This window comes from Virgibacillus senegalensis (assembly GCF_000821245.2).
Classification (GTDB): Bacteria; Bacillota; Bacilli; order Bacillales; family Amphibacillaceae; genus Sediminibacillus; species Sediminibacillus senegalensis.
In genome coordinates, this window is the sequence record NZ_LN611424.1 from 1,144,871 (window position 1) to 1,164,145 (window position 19,275).

General features: G+C 36.8%; 20 protein-coding genes and 2 pseudogenes. 17 read left to right on the plus strand and 5 right to left on the minus strand.

The genetic code is table 11. The features are described 5' to 3' along the window. The 5 genes from BN1067_RS19870 to BN1067_RS09685 all read left to right on the plus strand — a co-directional run. The coding region (locus BN1067_RS19870; RefSeq protein ID WP_053218657.1) for a homoserine dehydrogenase at positions 1-949 on the plus strand (949 nt) is incomplete at its 5' end. A gap of 368 nt (positions 950-1,317) precedes the next feature. After that, positions 1,318-2,085 (plus strand): STAS domain-containing protein, encoded by a 768-nt coding sequence (locus BN1067_RS09670; RefSeq protein WP_053218658.1) that lies wholly within the window; start codon positions 1,318-1,320, stop codon positions 2,083-2,085. 19 nt (positions 2,086-2,104) lie between these two features. Beyond that, a complete protein-coding gene (locus BN1067_RS09675; protein WP_110943411.1) occupies positions 2,105-2,578 on the plus strand; it encodes an alpha/beta fold hydrolase in 474 nt (157 codons plus the stop codon). Positions 2,579-2,795: 217 nt separating this feature from the next. Further along, positions 2,796-3,563, plus strand: a complete 768-nt coding sequence (locus BN1067_RS09680; protein ID WP_053218658.1) for an STAS domain-containing protein — start codon at positions 2,796-2,798, stop codon at positions 3,561-3,563. Positions 3,564-3,708: 145 nt separating this feature from the next. Continuing rightward, positions 3,709-4,605, plus strand: a complete 897-nt coding sequence (locus tag BN1067_RS09685) for an alpha/beta fold hydrolase (RefSeq protein ID WP_053218660.1) — start codon at positions 3,709-3,711, stop codon at positions 4,603-4,605. A gap of 338 nt (positions 4,606-4,943) precedes the next feature. On the opposite strand, the gene BN1067_RS09690 is transcribed toward BN1067_RS09685, so the two are convergent. Next, positions 4,944-5,522, minus strand: a complete 579-nt coding sequence (locus tag BN1067_RS09690) for a bifunctional transcriptional activator/DNA repair enzyme AdaA (RefSeq protein ID WP_053218661.1) — start codon at positions 5,520-5,522, stop codon at positions 4,944-4,946. Between the two features lie 82 nt (positions 5,523-5,604). After that, positions 5,605-6,783 (minus strand): annotated as a pseudogene (locus BN1067_RS09695) (APC family permease); the annotation flags it as partial. 153 nt (positions 6,784-6,936) lie between these two features. On the opposite strand from BN1067_RS09695, the gene istA reads away from it, so the two are divergent. Together istA and istB are read left to right on the plus strand one after the other, a co-directional pair. Then, on the plus strand, positions 6,937-8,439 hold the full coding sequence (gene istA / locus BN1067_RS09700; protein WP_053218662.1) for an IS21 family transposase: 1,503 nt from the start codon (positions 6,937-6,939) through the stop codon (positions 8,437-8,439). Further along, on the plus strand, positions 8,436-9,155 hold the full coding sequence (istB, locus tag BN1067_RS09705; RefSeq protein WP_053218663.1) for an IS21-like element helper ATPase IstB: 720 nt from the start codon (positions 8,436-8,438) through the stop codon (positions 9,153-9,155). Before istA ends, istB begins: the two co-directional genes overlap by 4 nt. Here the strand turns inward: istB and BN1067_RS19875 are convergent. Next, complete coding sequence (locus BN1067_RS19875; protein WP_199868519.1) at positions 9,149-9,325, minus strand: hypothetical protein; 177 nt, start codon at positions 9,323-9,325, stop codon at positions 9,149-9,151. The two genes, istB and BN1067_RS19875, sit on opposite strands and share 7 nt — an antisense overlap. 279 nt (positions 9,326-9,604) lie before the next feature. Here BN1067_RS19875 and BN1067_RS09710 point away from each other — a divergent pair, with 279 nt between their 5' ends. The 6 genes from BN1067_RS09710 (at position 9,605) to BN1067_RS09740 (ending at position 13,693) form a co-directional block, all read left to right on the plus strand. Next, a complete protein-coding gene (locus BN1067_RS09710; protein WP_053218664.1) occupies positions 9,605-9,850 on the plus strand; it encodes a hypothetical protein in 246 nt (81 codons plus the stop codon). A 338-nt stretch (positions 9,851-10,188) separates the two neighbouring features. Then, complete coding sequence (locus BN1067_RS09720) at positions 10,189-10,536, plus strand: DUF2200 domain-containing protein (RefSeq protein WP_053218666.1); 348 nt, start codon at positions 10,189-10,191, stop codon at positions 10,534-10,536. 193 nt (positions 10,537-10,729) lie between these two features. Beyond that, positions 10,730-12,211 (plus strand): 23S rRNA (uracil(1939)-C(5))-methyltransferase RlmD, encoded by a 1,482-nt coding sequence (gene rlmD, locus BN1067_RS09725; RefSeq protein ID WP_053218667.1) that lies wholly within the window; start codon positions 10,730-10,732, stop codon positions 12,209-12,211. Between the two features lie 325 nt (positions 12,212-12,536). Then, complete coding sequence (locus BN1067_RS09730) at positions 12,537-12,932, plus strand: hypothetical protein (RefSeq protein WP_053218668.1); 396 nt, start codon at positions 12,537-12,539, stop codon at positions 12,930-12,932. A gap of 15 nt (positions 12,933-12,947) precedes the next feature. Beyond that, the gene (locus BN1067_RS09735; RefSeq protein ID WP_053218669.1) at positions 12,948-13,325 is read left to right on the plus strand and encodes a hypothetical protein; all 378 of its coding nucleotides are present in this window, start codon (positions 12,948-12,950) and stop codon (positions 13,323-13,325) included. Between the two features lie 104 nt (positions 13,326-13,429). Further along, positions 13,430-13,693: a hypothetical protein gene (locus BN1067_RS09740; protein ID WP_053218670.1), complete on the plus strand. Its 264-nt coding sequence runs from the start codon at positions 13,430-13,432 to the stop codon at positions 13,691-13,693. A gap of 389 nt (positions 13,694-14,082) precedes the next feature. On the opposite strand, the gene BN1067_RS20190 is transcribed toward BN1067_RS09740, so the two are convergent. Then, a complete protein-coding gene (locus tag BN1067_RS20190) occupies positions 14,083-14,265 on the minus strand; it encodes a MerR family transcriptional regulator (RefSeq protein WP_234400664.1) in 183 nt (60 codons plus the stop codon). Positions 14,266-14,757: 492 nt separating this feature from the next. Further along, complete coding sequence (locus BN1067_RS09750; RefSeq protein WP_053218671.1) at positions 14,758-15,678, minus strand: S66 peptidase family protein; 921 nt, start codon at positions 15,676-15,678, stop codon at positions 14,758-14,760. A gap of 200 nt (positions 15,679-15,878) precedes the next feature. On the opposite strand from BN1067_RS09750, the gene BN1067_RS09755 reads away from it, so the two are divergent. From BN1067_RS09755 to BN1067_RS09770, 4 genes and pseudogenes are all read left to right on the plus strand, one after another. Further along, a complete protein-coding gene (locus BN1067_RS09755) occupies positions 15,879-16,445 on the plus strand; it encodes a TetR/AcrR family transcriptional regulator (protein ID WP_053218672.1) in 567 nt (188 codons plus the stop codon). 92 nt (positions 16,446-16,537) lie between these two features. After that, positions 16,538-17,662: an MFS transporter gene (locus BN1067_RS09760; RefSeq protein WP_053218673.1), complete on the plus strand. Its 1,125-nt coding sequence runs from the start codon at positions 16,538-16,540 to the stop codon at positions 17,660-17,662. A gap of 181 nt (positions 17,663-17,843) precedes the next feature. Then, positions 17,844-18,398: pseudogene (locus tag BN1067_RS20515) on the plus strand (TrmB family transcriptional regulator sugar-binding domain-containing protein); the annotation flags it as partial. A gap of 107 nt (positions 18,399-18,505) precedes the next feature. Next, a complete protein-coding gene (locus tag BN1067_RS09770) occupies positions 18,506-19,189 on the plus strand; it encodes an RluA family pseudouridine synthase (protein WP_053218696.1) in 684 nt (227 codons plus the stop codon). The last annotated feature ends 86 nt before the right edge of the window (positions 19,190-19,275 follow it).

A 19,275-nucleotide genomic window follows, 5' to 3' on the forward strand; every position in this document is an offset into this window, starting at 1 on the left:
GGAAAAAGGAATCCATGTGGTGACCGCCAATAAAGAGCTTCTTGCTAACCAGGGAAATGCATTACGGGAAAGCGCAGATAACGGTAAAGCCAGACTTAAATTTGAAGCAGCGGTTGCAGGAGGAGTTCCGGTAATAGGGACGCTGCAACAGCTGCTGCAGGTGAACGATATTTCCAATGTAGAAGCCATTTTGAACGGGACATCCAATTACATCCTTACCGAAATCGCAACAAACCGGGTAAGCTTTCAAGAAGCGTTACAATCCGCCCAGAAGCTAGGATATGCTGAAGCAGATCCCGGGAATGATATTGATGGATGGGACGCATTTTATAAGCTGATGATTTTGAGCGATTTATTGCTTGGCCAACAGCCGGAATGGACACAAGTGGCAAGGCGCGGCATTCGTGGTATCACGCTTGCTGATATTCTGGCCGTTGAGTCGGCCGGATGGAGAATCAAGCCTGTTGCCAGTTTCCGACTTAAGGAAGGAAAGGCACGCCTTCTGGTTGAGCCGATGGCGGTTCCTGCTGGTCATCCATTATATGAGGTATCAGGAGTGGATAATGCTGTATTCATTCACGGAGATTTGGCCGGCAACTTAAAATTACAGGGGCCCGGGGCCGGTGCACTGCCTACTGCTAGCGCCATTTTAGAAGACTTCGTCCAGTTATATAAGGATTCAGACAACCAAAAAGCAGCCGTTGAAGCTGTATTCTCTGCACATGATTCCAACCGATTGCAGGATTGGTTGATTACGGCTCCCTCGACACCGAGAAAAGCTGCCGTCAAACAGAGGTGGAGTACGGATCAGGAGCATATCAATACGTACCTTGTTTCGGCTACCGCTGAAGGATTGGAGAACATGGTGAGGGCCGGTGAAATAAATAATTTCTTTAGACTGGCAGGCGCAGCACAGGAGATTCCGGATAATAATCCGGTTCTGATTTGAATTTGTTTCTACTATATTTCTGAAATTCTTTAACATTGGAATACTAGGTTAAATCGCTTGAAGAACTGATAGGTAACAGGAATTATAAAAAGTAGTGGATAATATAGTTGATATTATCCACTACTTTTCTTTCCCCAAAAACAAACCATAATGAGGCGTAACTCTATTGGTTAACAGCCTCTTCATCCAAAATAGATATAGCCTTCTTTAGGACGTTCTTCTCATCCTAAACATTTGACCAAATAAAAAAGTTTTTTCAATTGAAAGAAAGATTTGTAAAAGGGTTTTCCCTTAATTGTGAAGGTGGGTACGGTACGATATAATAAATGGATAAATACTTAGAATGCTATCAAATAAGGGGTTTTTGAATGAAATCAATCGGCAGCTTTTCCTCAACAATTAAGGATTCAACTAAAATTCTTGAAGCGATTGGTGAAAATATTATTGTCGCTGATTCAGACTATAATGTTATTTGGATTAATCCAAAAGCTACAGAGTTGTTGTCGGAAATTATTCCGTATTTTGATATTGATGAGATCGAAGACCTTATTGGTATTAATATGAATCATTTTCACAAAAGACCAAGCTATCAGAATGAAATCATGGATAATTTAACGAGTACTCACAGCTCGCGGATAAATATAAAGAATCAATATGTGGCAGATATCGTCATTACTCCAATAAAAGACGAGACCACTATTATTGGTTATGTCGTCATGTTAATGGACGTTACCACTACGGTACAAGAAGAGAAAAGAAAGAATCAGATGATTCAAGATTTATCTGGACCGACTCTTCATGTATGGGATAATACAATAGCCATTCCATTAATAGGATATTTGGATGAAAAACGTTTTAGTTTTGTATTAGAGAAGTTAATGAAACAGTGTGAGAACGACAATGTCGAAAATGTCATCATCGATTTTAGTGGGATCAAGGAATGGAATGAAGAAATGCCATATCAAATCAGGGAAATGACTTTAAGTCTGTCTATGATGGGTGTTCAGTGTATGATAGTCGGTATCAAGCCAGCATTGGCTAGAAGCTTAGCTGAAAAAACTGATTATAATGTCCCGAAATTTGGAACTACCAAAGCAGCAATAAAATACATTATTTCTCAGAGTTTTGATGTCTAGTTCAGTATGATAATAACGCATGGTTGACTATTTTTTGCTGCCTAGAACAACGGCAAACGGAATAAGAACGCTCTCCTTTAAAGTTGAATTAGGATGTCCAGTTTATGAAAAAAGGAAAATCAGAAAGAACGGAAGGAGAAAGATAGTGTCTGGATATTTAACCGTTAAAAATAAGAGAATCTATTATGAAATTCATGGTGATGCCCATCTACCTGTATTTTTATATTTGCATGGCGGACCGGGGGCTGGTTCCTATGATTTCTTGGAACATCAAGGACAGCGGCTTTCAAAATTCATGAGGATTATTGCGATTGATCAAAGAGGGGTACTTCGATCAGACCGAGTCGATGATGAAGAAACATTTGGGCTGCATGATCTGATAGATGATTGTGAAGCTATTCGTAAGCAACTGGGTGTACAAAAGTGGGGGATCATTGGCCATTCTTTTGGCGGGTATGTGGCGGGATTATATCAATTNAAAAACAAACCATAATGAGGCGTAACTCTATTGGTTAACAGCCTCTTCATCCAAAATAGATATAGCCTTCTTTAGGACGTTCTTCTCATCCTAAACATTTGACCAAATAAAAAAGTTTTTTCAATTGAAAGAAAGATTTGTAAAAGGGTTTTCCCTTAATTGTGAAGGTGGGTACGGTACGATATAATAAATGGATAAATACTTAGAATGCTATCAAATAAGGGGTTTTTGAATGAAATCAATCGGCAGCTTTTCCTCAACAATTAAGGATTCAACTAAAATTCTTGAAGCGATTGGTGAAAATATTATTGTCGCTGATTCAGACTATAATGTTATTTGGATTAATCCAAAAGCTACAGAGTTGTTGTCGGAAATTATTCCGTATTTTGATATTGATGAGATCGAAGACCTTATTGGTATTAATATGAATCATTTTCACAAAAGACCAAGCTATCAGAATGAAATCATGGATAATTTAACGAGTACTCACAGCTCGCGGATAAATATAAAGAATCAATATGTGGCAGATATCGTCATTACTCCAATAAAAGACGAGACCACTATTATTGGTTATGTCGTCATGTTAATGGACGTTACCACTACGGTACAAGAAGAGAAAAGAAAGAATCAGATGATTCAAGATTTATCTGGACCGACTCTTCATGTATGGGATAATACAATAGCCATTCCATTAATAGGATATTTGGATGAAAAACGTTTTAGTTTTGTATTAGAGAAGTTAATGAAACAGTGTGAGAACGACAATGTCGAAAATGTCATCATCGATTTTAGTGGGATCAAGGAATGGAATGAAGAAATGCCATATCAAATCAGGGAAATGACTTTAAGTCTGTCTATGATGGGTGTTCAGTGTATGATAGTCGGTATCAAGCCAGCATTGGCTAGAAGCTTAGCTGAAAAAACTGATTATAATGTCCCGAAATTTGGAACTACCAAAGCAGCAATAAAATACATTATTTCTCAGAGTTTTGATGTCTAGTTCAGTATGATAATAACGCATGGTTGACTATTTTTTGCTGCCTAGAACAACGGCAAACGGAATAAGAACGCTCTCCTTTAAAGTTGAATTAGGATGTCCAGTTTATGAAAAAAGGAAAATCAGAAAGAACGGAAGGAGAAAGATAGTGTCTGGATATTTAACCGTTAAAAATAAGAGAATCTATTATGAAATTCATGGTGATGCCCATCTACCTGTATTTTTATATTTGCATGGCGGACCGGGGGCTGGTTCCTATGATTTCTTGGAACATCAAGGACAGCGGCTTTCAAAATTCATGAGGATTATTGCGATTGATCAAAGAGGGGTACTTCGATCAGACCGAGTCGATGATGAAGAAACATTTGGGCTGCATGATCTGATAGATGATTGTGAAGCTATTCGTAAGCAACTGGGTGTACAAAAGTGGGGGATCATTGGCCATTCTTTTGGCGGGTATGTGGCGGTATTATATCAATTGCACTATCCTGAAAACGTGACATCCCTTTTGCTGGAATGTCCGATGTTCGATCTCAGTAGTTCTGCTCGCTCCCTGATCAAAGGGGCTGTTCAGGAGTATAAACGATTAGGAAAAGAGGAAATGGTCAAAGAATGCCTGGCTGCTACAAAATTAACGGTTACAGAAGAGGTTTGGGATAAATGTATAGAAGTTCTTCGAGATTTGGGGGAGTATAAAGACAATTTATATGTCCATGGAGAAGATAAGCATTTCTTTGATCATCTTGTTGAAAAGTCGGGTATTCCTCAGGAAAATTGGGAACGGGCGGCGAATCATCAAGAAAAATTGTATCAAGAAGGGAAAGTATTTGAATCACTGTTACCTCATTTAGACTCTATTAATTGTCCCATGCTATTGATCAAAGGTGAATATGACTGGGTAACTAGTAAAGAGCAACTGACAGCTTTTAAGAACGGTCATTCCAACCGTAAGCTATCTATATTTAAGCAAAGCGGACATTTTCCGAGGTTCGAGGAACCAGAATTGTATGCCAGGGTGATAAAGGAATTCATCTCGGTTTACTGATACAATTAATTAATATATCTGTAATATGGGACAAGGTATAAGCGTGTTATATTGGATGTTATTTTCATGGCAAATAAAAAGTATATTAGTTGATTAGCTGTTCTATATACTGCGCAACAGTGAATTTGAATCCCATATTTTATTGATTTGCAATTGAGAAATTTAATTTATACTGTGTAACAAGTTTATACACTTTAAAAGGACTCTTAGTAACTGACTTGTCATATTCTAGTTATCCAATCATTTTTCTTAATCAATTTCTTATAATATTACTAGAACCTCCCACAGTGTGCCCATAGATATCTTTCGTTTTTTTACCCAACTGTATGATCAACCAACTACATCTTTCCACCGCATTTATCCCTAAATTGGGAGGGAGAGCAGTGGCTTATTTTTTTAAAGTGTTTATAGAAACTAGAAATATTTTTGTATCCTACTTGAAAGCAAATTTCCGTGCAGGTATGAGATGTATCCAATAACAAATTCTGGGCTTTTTGAATTCTTATTCTTTCTAGGTATTGAAGTGGGGAAACACCTAACTTTTCTTTAAAGATTCGGCTTAAATAATACGGACTTACAGCAATATGGAAAGCTAGGATGTTTAAAGATATCTTTTCTTTATAGGACTGTTCTAAAAAAGCTATTGTCTCTTCCACTATTTCTTGCTTAGGCTCGTATATGTCAGCAGACTGCTCTGGCTGACATCTTTTACATGGCCGAAAACCTTGTTGCTTAGCCTTCAAAGCATTATCAAAGAAACGTATATTCTCATAATTTGGAGTTTTAGATTTACAAGATGGTCGACAAAAAATACCTGTCGTCCTCACCGCATAAAAAAATTTACCATCATATCTTTTATCACATGTAACTATTGCTTTCCACATTAAACTGGAAGGCAATTCAGTATTGGATTTCATAAATAATCGCTCTCCACTCAATGTAAAAATTAACTTTCGTTACCCAAAAATCAATAAAATAATAATGCCAAAATCAGAATTTTTACTGTATAGGTTTCTTGATATTTGAGGACCATTTTTGAAACGTCATATAGCTAATATATAAAGCGATAACAATTACCGGCACAAAAATATACAAATGAAAAAATGGTAGCACCAGGATACAAAAGATTAGTGATAAAAAAGAGGACCACCAGGGTAACGTTTTAGTTTTAAAAAGTTTAATACCAGCAGCCATAGAAAAAATATACACTATTACACCTAACGAGGTCGGTATAAATAAAATATCATTAAACGTCATTCTAAAAGACTCAGTAAAAATAACTCCAATACATGCAAATCCAATTACAAAAACAACCATACGTCTAGGGATTTGTTTATCTGAATGTACATATGATAGACGTTTTGGAAACGCACCATCTCTGCTTAAAGAGTACCCTAGTTGGGTCAGACTTGCTACAAAAGCATTAGAAGTACCAATACATATAAAAAAAGCTAAAATAGCGGTCACAATTTGTGCACCTATTCCTAAAATTTCTCCCATTATAACACCAATCGGTGAAAGTTCTTCCTCTATATTCCCATATGTTCCGGTTCCAATTGTTACAAAAATTAGTGCCAAGAACATTACTCCTATGAGTATTACGGTAATGACCGTACTTTTAGTTATATTTTTATCAGGATTTCTAAAGTGACTAGCAAGATTACAAATGGCTTCCCATCCAAAAAATGCCCAGAATATTACTGTTATTGCCGTTCCGATTGAGTACCACCCTTTTGATAAAAATGGAGTGAAATTTCCCAAATTAATATACGGTAAAGAAAGTAAGACTACAATTGTAAGTAATAAAAGTAAACAACCACTTAAAATCAAAGCCATCCTACCACTTGTATTAACCCCATTATAATTAGATATCCCTGCAATAAATAAGATAGTGAACGCAATCCATGGTCTTGTAAAATCGGATAAACCAAAAGCCTCAGTAACATAATATGCTCCTGTTAAAGACACAATGGTTTGTCCAATCGCAGCAGTAACAAAGTAAAACCAACCTACAATATTTCCAAAATGAAATCCAAATGATCGTCGGACAAAAGTAGCTGCCCCTCCTGCATCTGGAAATTTTTGTGCTAAACAAGCAAATGTGTACGCAAGTGGAAAATTAGCTAGAATGACAATTATCCAGGATAATATGGATGCAGGTCCTGCGATTGAAGCAGTTGTTTATGGCATTCTAAAAATGAAGGGTTTGGCAATTAATTTATGCCTGCCCGGCCGGGCAGGCATAAATTAAAAAAGCCACTTGCCAACATTCCCAAATAACTTTAAACTCCTCGTTGGACCAACAACGTTTGACAGGAGGAAATTTAGGAGATGTTAGCAGTGGCACAAATGGATTATATCAGATTTGAGGTAAATCAAAAAGGCAATACATATGCTGATGTGGCAAGAAATATGGGGATTGATTCCAGAACCGTCAGTAAATATGCCAATCAAGAAGCATTCAATCAGAAAGAAAAACAAGTGAGGCCATCTCCTGTAATGGATCCGGCCAAGCCAATTTTAGACAAGTGGATCAAGGAGGATTTGAAGAAAAAGAGGAAATTTCACCGAACAGCCAAAAGAATGTACCAGCAGCTAGAAAAGTTTCATAGTTTTAAAGGGTCATATCGGTCAGTGAGAAACTATGTTTCCAGGAGAAAGAAAGAGTTGAAGGAACAGTCGGAAGCTTCGCTCCCATTGGAATCTGTATCAGGAACAGCTCAAGTAGACTTTGGGGAAGCGCCTTTCCAGTATGGCTCGGAGATTATTAACCTTCCTTATCTGGTGATGTCCTTTCCCTACAGTAACGCTTTTTATTTTCAGGTATTTCCTTCTGAGAATACAGAATGCTTACTAGAGGGGCTAAAAAGAATGTTTCATTATATGGGTGGAGTACCAAAGACGATTCGATTTGATAACCTTTCTCCGGCTGTAAAGAAAATCTTATCCAAAGGGGAACGGGAATTAACAGATACGTTTGAGCGATTTACCCTTCACTACGGATTTTCTTACGAGTTCTGTAATCCTGGAAAAGGAAATGAAAAAGGGCACGTGGAAGCCATGGTGAAATATGTGCGAAATAACTTCCTTCTTCCGGAGTGCACTATTGTACATCTTGATCACTTTAATGAAACGTTATGGGGACTGGCAGAACAAGATAGGGATCGGATTCACTATGAAAAGAAACAGCTCCAATCCCAACTATTTAAAGAAGATCAGAATGAGTGGCTTATGCTTCCGGAGAAAGAATTTGAATGTGCTGCTCGTCGAACGGTGAAAGCTGATAAATCAGGAATCGTATCCATCGATAAGAAACTCTATTCCACCTCTCCGAGGTTTGCCAAAGAAGAGGTGATCGCCAAGATCAGCTATAACTATGTTGAACTGTTGAATTCCAATTATGAGTTAATTGTTAAGCATCCAAGGTTATACGGCGCTAGGAGGAAGTCGATGATCTGGCAGCCATACCTTGAGTTACTTTCAAGGCGGCCGAGAGCTATCAAGTATACCAGTATCTTTCAGCAGTTTCCGCCTGAATGGACAGAATATTTAAGCCAGTGTACAGAAGAAGAACAAAAATCAGCTTTGCGATTACTGGGCAGGCTGTTGAAAAACGATGACTTTTCCCTATTGAACCAGGCTTTACAGAAAGCAAAAGAATATGGCGGCCATCCGACTTCCGATCAAATCAAGCATTGCTTTTATTCAATCGTTGAACAGAATGATCAATATACCACGATTACTCCTAAATCTCCATTGCCAAAAGTACCTTTGGCAACGAGAGGGCTCTCGCATTATGATGCTTTCTTCTCGAAGGGAGATGAAGCACGGTGAAAGAACTGATTCAGGGATACGCAAAACGACTGAAGCTGAGCTGGACAAGGGAACACTTTGAAGAGATCAAGGCAGATAGTAATGAGGAATACTTATTGAAATTGTTTGAACAGGAGATTTATCACCGGGAAGAACGAAAGGTTAACTTACTGTTAAAACAGGCTCAGCTCCCCAAAACGGGGACACAGCCTTTTGAGTGGCAGCACATTCAAATCCCGCAAGGGATTGACAGAAGCAGCGTGCTGGAAGGACATTTCATCAGGGAGAAAGAGAACCTCATCTTGTATGGTGGCGTTGGAACTGGAAAGACCTATTTGAGTACCTTGATTGGCATGAATGCCATACGTACATTTGGCAGTCGGATCAAGTTCTTTACGGTGGCTTCATTGGTCAATCATCTAATGGAAGCCAATCAAAAAGGGAACCTTCAGAAAGCCTTCAATCAGATTAAGAAGCTAGATTTATTAATCTTGGATGAGCTGGGATATATACCGTTAAATAAGCAAGGGGCAGAGCTACTGTTCCAAGTAATCTCTATGTGTTATGAGACAAGAAGCATCATTATCACTACGAATCTACAATTCGGTCAATGGAATCACGTCTTTGGTGATCCTATCTTAACAGAGGCAGTCATTGACCGTCTGATTCACCATTCGCACCTTCTTGTGTTTACGGGAGACAGTTTCAGATACAAAGAGTCATTATTGAGTCAGTAAGAGATCGGGAGATTGGCAGTGGCAGCATACAATTTTGTTTGCCATTTCATACATTTTTTACTTGCCAAATACAAAGCAGTAACCGATGAAATAAAAAGAACACCCGAACCAAGTACTGCAGCGAAATAAAATGCTATTCCTTCATATAAACCAATAGAACGTTTTTCCATTAGACATCCCTTCCTCAGTTTAAATTTACCACTTAGGAGGCATTAAATTCTTCTCTATTCTTGCGTTCTAATCCTAATCATTCAAACTCTCTAAATTCAATGGGTTAATAATATGGTAAGTAATGAAAAAAGTGTGATTTTTATGATTAGGAAATAGTTTAAATTAAAAGAACCCTGGATTGGCTTCTTAGATTGAGGGCTTTACTCCAATAAGAGGTAAACGATTTAACACGTTTCTAAAACAAAGGCGCTGGTTTTTTGGATGCTTTTAGCACGATAATGACAATTACAGTAGGAATTTTTATTTCTTATTTAGGTTATCTAATCGGAGTAAAACAGATGTTAACTTTAATAATCGGTTTTAAGGATAGTACATTTTACGGTGATAAAGATGAATATGCTAAAAGAGTGGGATTATCTACAATAATTTTAGGAATTGGCGTTCTCGCATTTCCGTTTATAGTTTTGTTTTTTGGTGAGGGAGTTGCACAAATATATAAATCATTATTTGTATATATGTCGTGATATTGCTTATTGTTGCTAATTATTGGAGATTCGATTTTTGATAGATGTTATAGGGGTAGCGTTGGCTGTAATTTTTAATACCTCACGAAATCGCCCTTTAACAGTTAGGGGTAATATTAAAACTTATTTAACCATAACTATAACCCATTTTCGGGGGAAGGATCAGGTATTTGAAAAAACGATAGGTGAATGGATTGGTATTATATTAGGAATGTTTTAAACATTTCATTAAGGAAAGTGGAACTATATGATAGGGAGTGGGAGATAATTTCTTTGTTAGGTGTTCTCGGAACGTTATCGTGATAAGATAAAGAAAACCATATAAGAGGAAGTGAAACATGCCCAAACATAAAATTTATACAATGAGTTTCGCAAGTGTGTATCCCCATTACATTACGAAGGCGGAGAAAAAAGGACGCACGAAAACAGAAGTCGATGAAATCATCCGTTGGCTGACAGGATATAGCCAGGAGGAGTTAGAAGCGCAACTGGAAAAACAAATAGATTTTGAGACCTTCTTTGCGGAAGCTCCCCGAATGAACCCGTCGCGCGATTTGATTAAAGGAGTAATTTGCGGAGTACGAGTGGAAGAAATCGAAGAACCAACGATGCAGGAAATTCGGTATTTGGATAAATTGATTGATGAATTAGCAAAAGGAAAAGCGATGGAAAAAATCTTGCGGTAGTATCCATAAACGTAAAAAAACTGGTTCTATAAAGAATAGAACCAGTTTTTTTACTTAGATGAGTAGTTTAAATTTTTATAAGGAGACTCATCCATCCAACATTTGGTGGCATCCTTTTTTCGAAAGTAGTTTTACTGCTGTTTCTTAGTGGTTTATAATGGGGTGTCACTAGAAGAAAAGATGGGAAGTGCCTATGAAGAAACGTAAGTATAGTGGAGATAAAAAGATGGGAACAAAACGCAATCAATCAACTAAATCCCACTCAAAAAAGCATTCAAAAGTGGCCACGCGTGATAAATTACAAGGCCAGAACCCGCATAAAAACCAGCGTCCAGGTAACAAGAAAAGCGTAACCGCGAAGGTGAACTGTACAGGCCTGACCGACGACGGGAAAGGGATTGTCCAGTGGGAAGGTAAGCAGCTGGAGGTAGAGCATCTATTACCTGGCGAAACGGCTGAAATCACCGTGTCCACTAGCGGGAAATATGTTGCTGTCGAACTGAAGCGAGTAATCACCCCGTCTGAAAACCGGGTCAAGCCAGCTTGTTCCTATTATTATGAGTGTGGCGGATGCCAACTGCAGCATATGAACGGACAGGCGCAAATGCGCTTTAAGCAAGTAACAATCGAAAAGTTAATGGAGCCGTTCGGTAAACCGCAACCGATTTTAACCATGGACCATCCGTATGGTTACCGGAACAAGAGCCATACGACTTTTGGTCTAAATAAGGACCGGCAGATCATTGGCGGCCTTTACGCTCAAAATAGTCATCGGCTTATTTCCATGGATCGGTGTCTTATTCACGATCCAAAAGCAGACGAGATCTGGCAAACCATTAAGGACATGATGAAGTCTTTTAGAATCCAGCCTTATAATGAAGATACTGGACAAGGCTTCCTGCGCCACGTACTGGTAAAGGTCGGCAAGGTAAGCGGTGAAATAATGGTGGTGTTGGTTGTAGCTTCCCCTGTGTTTAAGGGGAAAAATAATTTTGTCAAAGCCCTCAGGAAGGCGCATCCAGAGATAACGACCATTCTCATGAACGTGAATAACAAGAATACGAGCATGGTTTTAGGTGATCAGGAAAAACTGTTGTTCGGAAAAGGGACAATAACGGATACTCTTTGCGGGCTAAAGTTTGACATTTCCGCGAAATCCTTCTATCAAATCAATCCGATTCAAACGGAAAAGTTATATGCAAAGGCGATAGAAATGGCCCAGTTGACTGGAAAGGAAACGGTAATTGATGCATACTGTGGAATCGGCACAATTGGCCTGATTGCCAGTCAAAAAGCAGGTAAGGTCATTGGCGTGGAGCTAAATAAGGATGCTGTTCGAGACGCCATCCATAATTCCAAGCGTAATGGAGTGAAGAATGCCCGTTTCTATCAGGGAGATGCCGGTAAATTCATGGTGGAGATGGCAGCGCGCGGGGAGAAAGCGGATGTAGTCATCATGGATCCACCTCGAAGCGGAAGTGATGAAGCGTTCTTGTCCAGTGTGGTAAAGCTGAAGCCTAAGCGTGTCATTTATGTGTCCTGTAATCCGGAAACGCAGGTGCGTGATATGAAATATTTAACTAAGAATGGATATGAGGTGATAGGCATTCAACCAGTCGATATGTTTCCGCAAACAGTGCATGTAGAAACGGTAGCAGAGTTGGTGTTGAAGTAGTGTAATTAAAAGTTAAATAAACATTTCCGACTTAGATCCGGTTTTCGTGAAATAAACATTTCCGAATTCAGGATCTTTTTTATGCCTATCCCTTGCTTTACTTGGTTTGGGAGGAAAGGCAATTATTAAATGCACAGTGAATGTCCATCCTGAATTCCACAAACAATAACTAGAATACAATATTAAATATTCTATAGTAATCAATTCTATTAATTATCTTCGAGATTTCACTACAAGCCTTTTTGTCGAAAAAATCATTTTTATTTATTATATCTTATAAAAATAGAGTATAATTATTTTATCTATTAGTTGGAGGATTGTTATTATGGGAGGATTTTTAAAGTTCCTTTCTGTTTTATCTGGTAGTAAAGAAGAAACAATCTTAAAAGCACGTCCAGAGATTGCTCAGTCCCTAAGGTTGACGCAGATAAGTAATAGCAGGGAAAAGGAATATGTATTTAAATGCTACTTAAATTTCATGTCTCATTATACTGATCCAAATAAAGTAAGTAAATATTCGCTTGGTTACATACTTATCGAACTTACAGATTATATAACTCAAAATTTTATACACGAAAAAGAAATGTTGGAATTTCTCCAAACTGTAAATCGAGTATTAGTCCATCACTATGGTTTTATACTTGGGGATGACAAAACTCTAGTCCCGGCATTTGAAAGAATGGGAAATGAACTGGATGTATATTTTAAAAAGTTACTATAAAAGGGGGATTTATTGATGTCAAGCTTTAAAACATTACTTAAAGAGAAGTATCCAGATAAAGAAAGATATGAAAAGGTAGATTTGTATTTAATAGCGTTAGATGATGCTTTGAGTGGATTAATGGTCGAAAATAATATAAAACAACCTGTTAGCAAACAAATATATACCAAACTTTATAGTGAAGTTCTTTCAGATTATATGACCGGAAATGCTCCTCGAGAATGGTCAGACAGAGTTAATCAATTAATGAATGATATTCTAACAATCCTCACAGAGCTTGTTAAGGATTTCTACTATCCTAATTTAGAAATGAATGATATGGATGATTTCAGGAATATTATCCAAAAATCGGGTGAGGTTTTATTTAATGAATACTATTCTCAGATAAGGTAGTCTTCTAGTTTTCAGAATGACCTAAACTAGAATAGAAGTACTTTTATTAGATTACAATAAATAACATTCTCCTTGGTGTTATTTTACAAAAGGGAGTATTATTAATGAAAAACATTGAATTTAAAAACCAAAAAAATTGTTATGGAGTTTTAGCTGTAAATAGTTTTACTCAAAGTTCTCATTTATTTGGTATTTTTACCTCAGTGGATGAAGCAAAAAGTTATATTAATGAAAGCTATGATAGACATACATCTAATGGATTGATCAATTTTAAAGTTGTTAATTGGGATAGAATAAAATATGATTCTGCTGATTTTGTAATTGGTGATGCAATGAATATAATTACTTTTTCAAGTATGAAAATATAGTCAAGTAAATACATATTTGTTAACTATACTGAAAAAGGAAAAGGTTAAGTTATAATTTATTGTAAGGGGCAGTTAAGTAATTAATTTGGTAATTGATTGTAGATAGAGAAAGAGATGATAATAGAATAATACATACAAATAACTCTACATCTTATCTCTATAACCCATCTATCTAATATGTCTAACTAAAATAAACATTTCCGGGTCTTTTTCATGCCTATCCCCTGTCTGACTCGGGATGTATATTAGCAGTTGAAATCAATCCCCTTTAAGGATTCTGTCATTAAAGAAATTTCTGCAAGCCCGATTTTTTGTGATTCTTCATCATTTCAAGCCGCTGATTTATGGTGTTATCTCCTTCTACCACCCAATCAATATACTGTTTAATTCTACTGCGTGTTTTTTAAACAAATGACCGTTTCAAGTAGCGACATTTGATCTTTTGAAAATAATCGCCTTCCAACTTCATCACGCTCAATTAGTGGAAGTAATCCTTTTTTTTCATAATATCGTACGGTTGATTGTGGAATAATGAACTTGGCAGCAGCTTCACTTAATGAATAGTACCTCATTTGGAGACCTCCAAAATTTGAATGATTTCACTCCGTCGACAGAGTCATCATACAACTTAAACTATGGTTTAGGTCAATACAGAACTTCAAAAAATTCACTCTTAGAATATATAACAAAGTTTGTGAAATAGTGTACTTCAAGTAACGTACTCCTTTACTTGAATAAGTAAAATCCCTCCGTTTTTATTCACATAGTAGAGAAAAGAAAGTTCGTTTTAGTTTGTAATATTTCGTCCAAAATGTGGGACAAGAGGGAAGACGGAGAAAGAAGAGATGGCTAATTATCTTTCTCTTTAATGCGTTCTATTAAGGAATTCACACAATGGTAAATATAGGAGAATTAATAGTTTGGGAAGATATTTATAAACTAACGAGGTAAGTTAGTAAAACAAGTGAGGGGAAAGTTTACTTTTCTTTATGTGGCATTGGCATATATGGTGTATGAAGAAAATCAGAATTTAGTTTACGTCCTCACTAAATAAATTATATCCACTAAGAAACGGTTGGTTCAATTACAGTCAATGTATTTTCTGTTGCATTTAGATTCACATTAGCACCTATTGGAATAGCAGCTTTATAAATGCCATGACCTGTAGAAAGGTTGATTACCAGTGGTTTTCCTAAGGGGACTAATAAAGCATTAATTAAATCTTCATATGTTGTACCATAAGATACAGGGCAATTCGTACATTCTCCCATAATAATACCTAGACAATCTTGAAATTTACCAGACATTAATAATTGAGTTAAATACCTGAAAATCATATTAGTTGGAGCGTGGGTTTCTTCTAAAAAAAGTATTTTTCCTTGTGTGTTAATTTCGTATGGTGTACCGAGTGCATTTACTAACGAAGTCATATTTCCACCTACTATTGGTCCTGTTACATTTCCTGGTACTAAACTCCTTAGGGCTAAATTTGGTGGATTTTGAATTATTCTGGGGGAAATCAACGTAGACGTTGCTTCAAAAAATTGATTGAAGTTGTAAGCAGGTGTTTCTGGTCTAAAGTCAATAAGCATTAAACTATGGAAAGTAATTAAATTACTAAATTGATATAAACTATTTAATAATACCGTTATGTCGCTATAACCGGATATAACTTTAGGATTCTGTCTTATGACTTCAAAATTCAAATAAGGAAGAATGGTCTGAACCCCAGTCCCACCTCGTGTGGCAAGTATCATTTTGACACTCGGTTCTCTGAACATATTCATTAAATCGTCTGCTCTTTGTTGAGCTGATGCCGCTACAATGCCATCATTAGAATAAACATGCCTGCCAAATACGATATTAAAGCCCATATTTCTTAAGATTTGTACTCTCGTATTAATAGTATTTGCATCAAGAGGGCTGCCAAGTGTAACTAATCCAATTGTATCTCCTCTTTGTAAAAGTGGGGGTCTTATTGCCATATTTTCCGCTCCCTCTCCACAATTAAAATTTATTGATAATATAAGGTATTATAAAATGATTTGAAATATTCAGGATTACTTTGATGAGGGGCCTTTGTTTTTTGGATAACAGACAAATACGCTTATTACTTTAGTTTCTTGCAAAAAGGAAGATGTTTTGTTAATTTTATAATGATCGTTCAATACAAAGGAGTTGTCATATGAAAAAGTCACAAAAAAAAGAAGCTATTTTAAATGTGGCAGAACAACTATTTTATCGGTGTGGTTTTCATGCAGTTGGTGTCAAATCTATATTGGAAGAAGCGGGAGTGGCACCAATGACTATGTACTACCATTTCCAATCCAAAGAAGATCTAATCAAAGAAATACTAGTGCGTAGGGAAAATCAGTATCTTCAATTGATAGAAACTAACGTTAAAAGGGAAGACGGAATTAATTCATATATAAAGTCTTTAATAAAAATACACTTGAATTGGATAGAAAAGGATAGTTTTAACGGATGCCTTTTCCTAAGAGCCAAGCAGGAGTATGAAGGTATAAATGACGAAATTGCTTCGCTAACTAGGGAACATAAAAAAACACTGCTAAACAGGATTGAAAATGATATAGAGATATTTCATGTTTCCAGATCACTTGGTGTCCAATTACTTATAATACTAGAAGGGTTAACTTCAATAGCCCAAATCCAGCCAATAGATGAAGTAAAAGAAGCTGCAAATAGTTTAATAAAAGGTATATATGAAGGTATATATGATGCTGGAAAATAAAAAGGGAGAGGGAAACTAATGTTGAACATTGTTCCCTATTTTTTTACTTATTTATTATAATGAACGTTATACATAAAAAGGGGTTGGACGATATGTATGAAAAGAAATTGATTGTTGTTGGTTTACCAATGATTGCTGTGACATATGGTTTATCTCGCTTTAGTTATGGTTTAATGCTTCCATATATTAATGAAACGATGAATATGGCACAGTCCACTAGCGGTGTCATTTCATCTCTGTCATACATCGCTTACTGTATTGCAATCGTATTAGCGATGGTATTTTCTAATAGAATTTCCTCAAAGTCTATACTTGTCATAGCTGGATTAACATCGATAATTGGCTTGGGGATTATCTCAATCTCGTTTAATCCGGGCGTACTAAGTCTAGGGATATTTCTGGCAGGACTAAGTACAGGTTTTTCATCCCCGCCATACGCTAATATTGTTGACTTAAATGTCGAAACAAGATTACAGAATCAAACTAATTCTTGGATTAATTCTGGTACGAGTATTGGCACAGCCTTTACTGGTGCAGTTGCAATTTTAATGACAGATAGCTGGAGAGAAACGTATTTTGTATTTATGCTTATTGCTATAATAGTATTAATTGCTAATTACAAAGTACTGCCAAAGAATCAACCTTTAAAAGAAAACGTTATGGTTAGTTTCTCTAAAGAAGAGTGGAGAAGAGCCACACCATTAATTCTGTCTGCTTTATTACTAGGAATATCCTGTTCTGCCTATTGGACATTTTCAAGAGACTTTATGTTTCAGATAGAGAATGTTCCCTCATACCTCGGAGAGTGGCTCTGGGTGATTATTGGAGCAGCAGGGTTATCAGGAGGAACTGCTGGAGTATTTGTAAATAAATATGGTTTAATGCCTGCATACAGGATTTCTGTATTAGCACTTTCAACCTCGTCTCTCTTATTGGGGACAGTTGCAGAGTATCTAATAGTAGGGTGGTTATCACCAGCCCTCTTTGGTAGTTCGTATATTTTTATGACAGGTGTTTTAATCGTATGGGGCATTTCCGTGTATAAATCAAACCCATCATTTGGTCTAGGTGTACCTTTCTTAATACTAGCACTTGGTCAAGCGATAGGGTCTATTCTCTCTGGAGTGGTCGCAGATTTATGGGGATATGATGATCTTTTTACAGGAGCTTCAATCATCGGTTATGTAGCTTTAGTATTCAAACAAAAAAACAAATGATATCTAAATTTCGCACTCTCTATTATAGGTGTGTCTGTTAATAATGATCCATTTAAATCAATCTTCTTTACTACTATGTCTAACTAAAAAATAAATCTCTAGTTACCAGTCCGACCTTGATTTCGTAAAAAATACTTTTGCGAGTTCGGGGTCTTTTCATCTACAAAAGCTTGTAAGTCTGGCAGAAAAATCATTAGCGGAGTTTGAACGTTCTGCAAATGACCGTGAAATATATGGAATATTACGGGGCAAAAGAAATAATCCGTAAAGTAAAAGATTGTATATTATCTGCAAAAAAGAATCCTCTTAGAGGTTTGGAAAGAGGAATTTGAAGAATTGGAGGGAGAATTACGATGGATGGAAAAAGAGGGTGTCAACGTAACAAGTATTGCCTATGGGGAAATCGCCTCTGATTTTGCAAATGTATATTTTCATTATATGGGTGATGAAATTACAGAAGAGTATGGTGGAGGATGGATTGTATTTAGTGCAGATGATTCAGAAGTAGTAGCTGGTATTTTCTCATTGAAGGAAGATAGCCGTGCAGCATGGACGAGGCATGTAGGTTTAATAATGCCAATTACAGAAGTCATGATTCATGATTCATGATTTGTATATCATGGAAATTATGGAGAAACATAGAGAACTTTTAGAGGAAAGCTTTGGAGAAAACCTCGTGAATTTACGCCATAAATTCTCAATTCACCCAAACTTTAAAAATCATTATTTAAAATAAATTTTAGATTCCTTTCTAACATTTACTTGCTATCCTGCTGGTTTAAATGTAGGTGTTTGTCATGTTACCATTTACTTGAAACTAAAGAATTAAGGAGTAAATGAATGATGGATATACACGTACTTTACGAGGACAATCATCTGCTTTGTGTAGAAAAGCCTGTTAATGTTCCCGTACAAGAAGACAAAACGAAAGACAAAGATTTACTATCGATATTAAAAGAGGATATAAAGTATCGGTACCAAAAGCCTGGCAATGTGTACCTTGGGCTCGTTCACCGTTTGGATCGGCCTGTCGGCGGCACAATGGTTTTAGCCAAAACGTCAAAAGCGGCCTCGCGCTTATCTGATATGATGCGACGAAGAACGATTGATAAAAGCTACCTGGCAGTGGTCCGGGGGACTATGCCAAAACAGCATAATGTACTAGAGGATTATTTGGTGAAGAATCCTCGTAATAACAAGGTGTATGTTTCTTCTCCCAATCATGAAAAAGCCAAAAAAGCAGTATTGGAATATGAAGTAATAAGTGAAAAGAACGGGTTATCTCTTCTGTCAATAAAACTGCACTCAGGCAGGCCACACCAAATACGTGTTCAACTTTCCTCTCGAAACCGCCCCTTGTATGGCGATCAAAAGTATGGGGAGGAAGTTAATCATCCAGGGCAGCAAATCGCGTTGTGGTCACGATCGCTTTCGTTTAAACATCCTACAAAAAAAGAAGATATGAAGGCAGCATCTTTGCCGCCAAATACGTATCCCTGGAATTTATGGAAAGAGTTTGTTTGGTAATCAATAACATTTTCCAAACAGTTCAACAAAAACGTTGACGTAGAAATCGAAATTCCCCTCGGGCGCTAATCATGAAACGATTAGCG

Coding starts and splice junctions, on each gene's coding strand:
- BN1067_RS09710 (WP_053218664.1), top strand. CDS start 9,605: ATGACAATTACAGTAGGAATTTTTATTTCTTATTTAGGTTATCTAATC.
- BN1067_RS09720 (WP_053218666.1), top strand. CDS start 10,189: ATGCCCAAACATAAAATTTATACAATGAGTTTCGCAAGTGTGTATCCC.
- BN1067_RS09760 (WP_053218673.1), top strand. CDS start 16,538: ATGTATGAAAAGAAATTGATTGTTGTTGGTTTACCAATGATTGCTGTG.
- BN1067_RS09730 (WP_053218668.1), top strand. CDS start 12,537: ATGGGAGGATTTTTAAAGTTCCTTTCTGTTTTATCTGGTAGTAAAGAA.
- rlmD (WP_053218667.1), top strand. CDS start 10,730: ATGAAGAAACGTAAGTATAGTGGAGATAAAAAGATGGGAACAAAACGC.
- BN1067_RS09750 (WP_053218671.1), bottom strand. CDS start 15,678: ATGGCAATAAGACCCCCACTTTTACAAAGAGGAGATACAATTGGATTA.
- BN1067_RS09755 (WP_053218672.1), top strand. CDS start 15,879: ATGAAAAAGTCACAAAAAAAAGAAGCTATTTTAAATGTGGCAGAACAA.
- BN1067_RS09690 (WP_053218661.1), bottom strand. CDS start 5,522: ATGAAATCCAATACTGAATTGCCTTCCAGTTTAATGTGGAAAGCAATA.
- BN1067_RS09670 (WP_053218658.1), top strand. CDS start 1,318: ATGAAATCAATCGGCAGCTTTTCCTCAACAATTAAGGATTCAACTAAA.
- BN1067_RS09680 (WP_053218658.1), top strand. CDS start 2,796: ATGAAATCAATCGGCAGCTTTTCCTCAACAATTAAGGATTCAACTAAA.
- istA (WP_053218662.1), top strand. CDS start 6,937: ATGTTAGCAGTGGCACAAATGGATTATATCAGATTTGAGGTAAATCAA.
- BN1067_RS09735 (WP_053218669.1), top strand. CDS start 12,948: ATGTCAAGCTTTAAAACATTACTTAAAGAGAAGTATCCAGATAAAGAA.
- BN1067_RS09740 (WP_053218670.1), top strand. CDS start 13,430: ATGAAAAACATTGAATTTAAAAACCAAAAAAATTGTTATGGAGTTTTA.
- BN1067_RS09770 (WP_053218696.1), top strand. CDS start 18,506: ATGGATATACACGTACTTTACGAGGACAATCATCTGCTTTGTGTAGAA.
- BN1067_RS19875 (WP_199868519.1), bottom strand. CDS start 9,325: ATGGAAAAACGTTCTATTGGTTTATATGAAGGAATAGCATTTTATTTC.
- BN1067_RS20190 (WP_234400664.1), bottom strand. CDS start 14,265: ATGAGGTACTATTCATTAAGTGAAGCTGCTGCCAAGTTCATTATTCCA.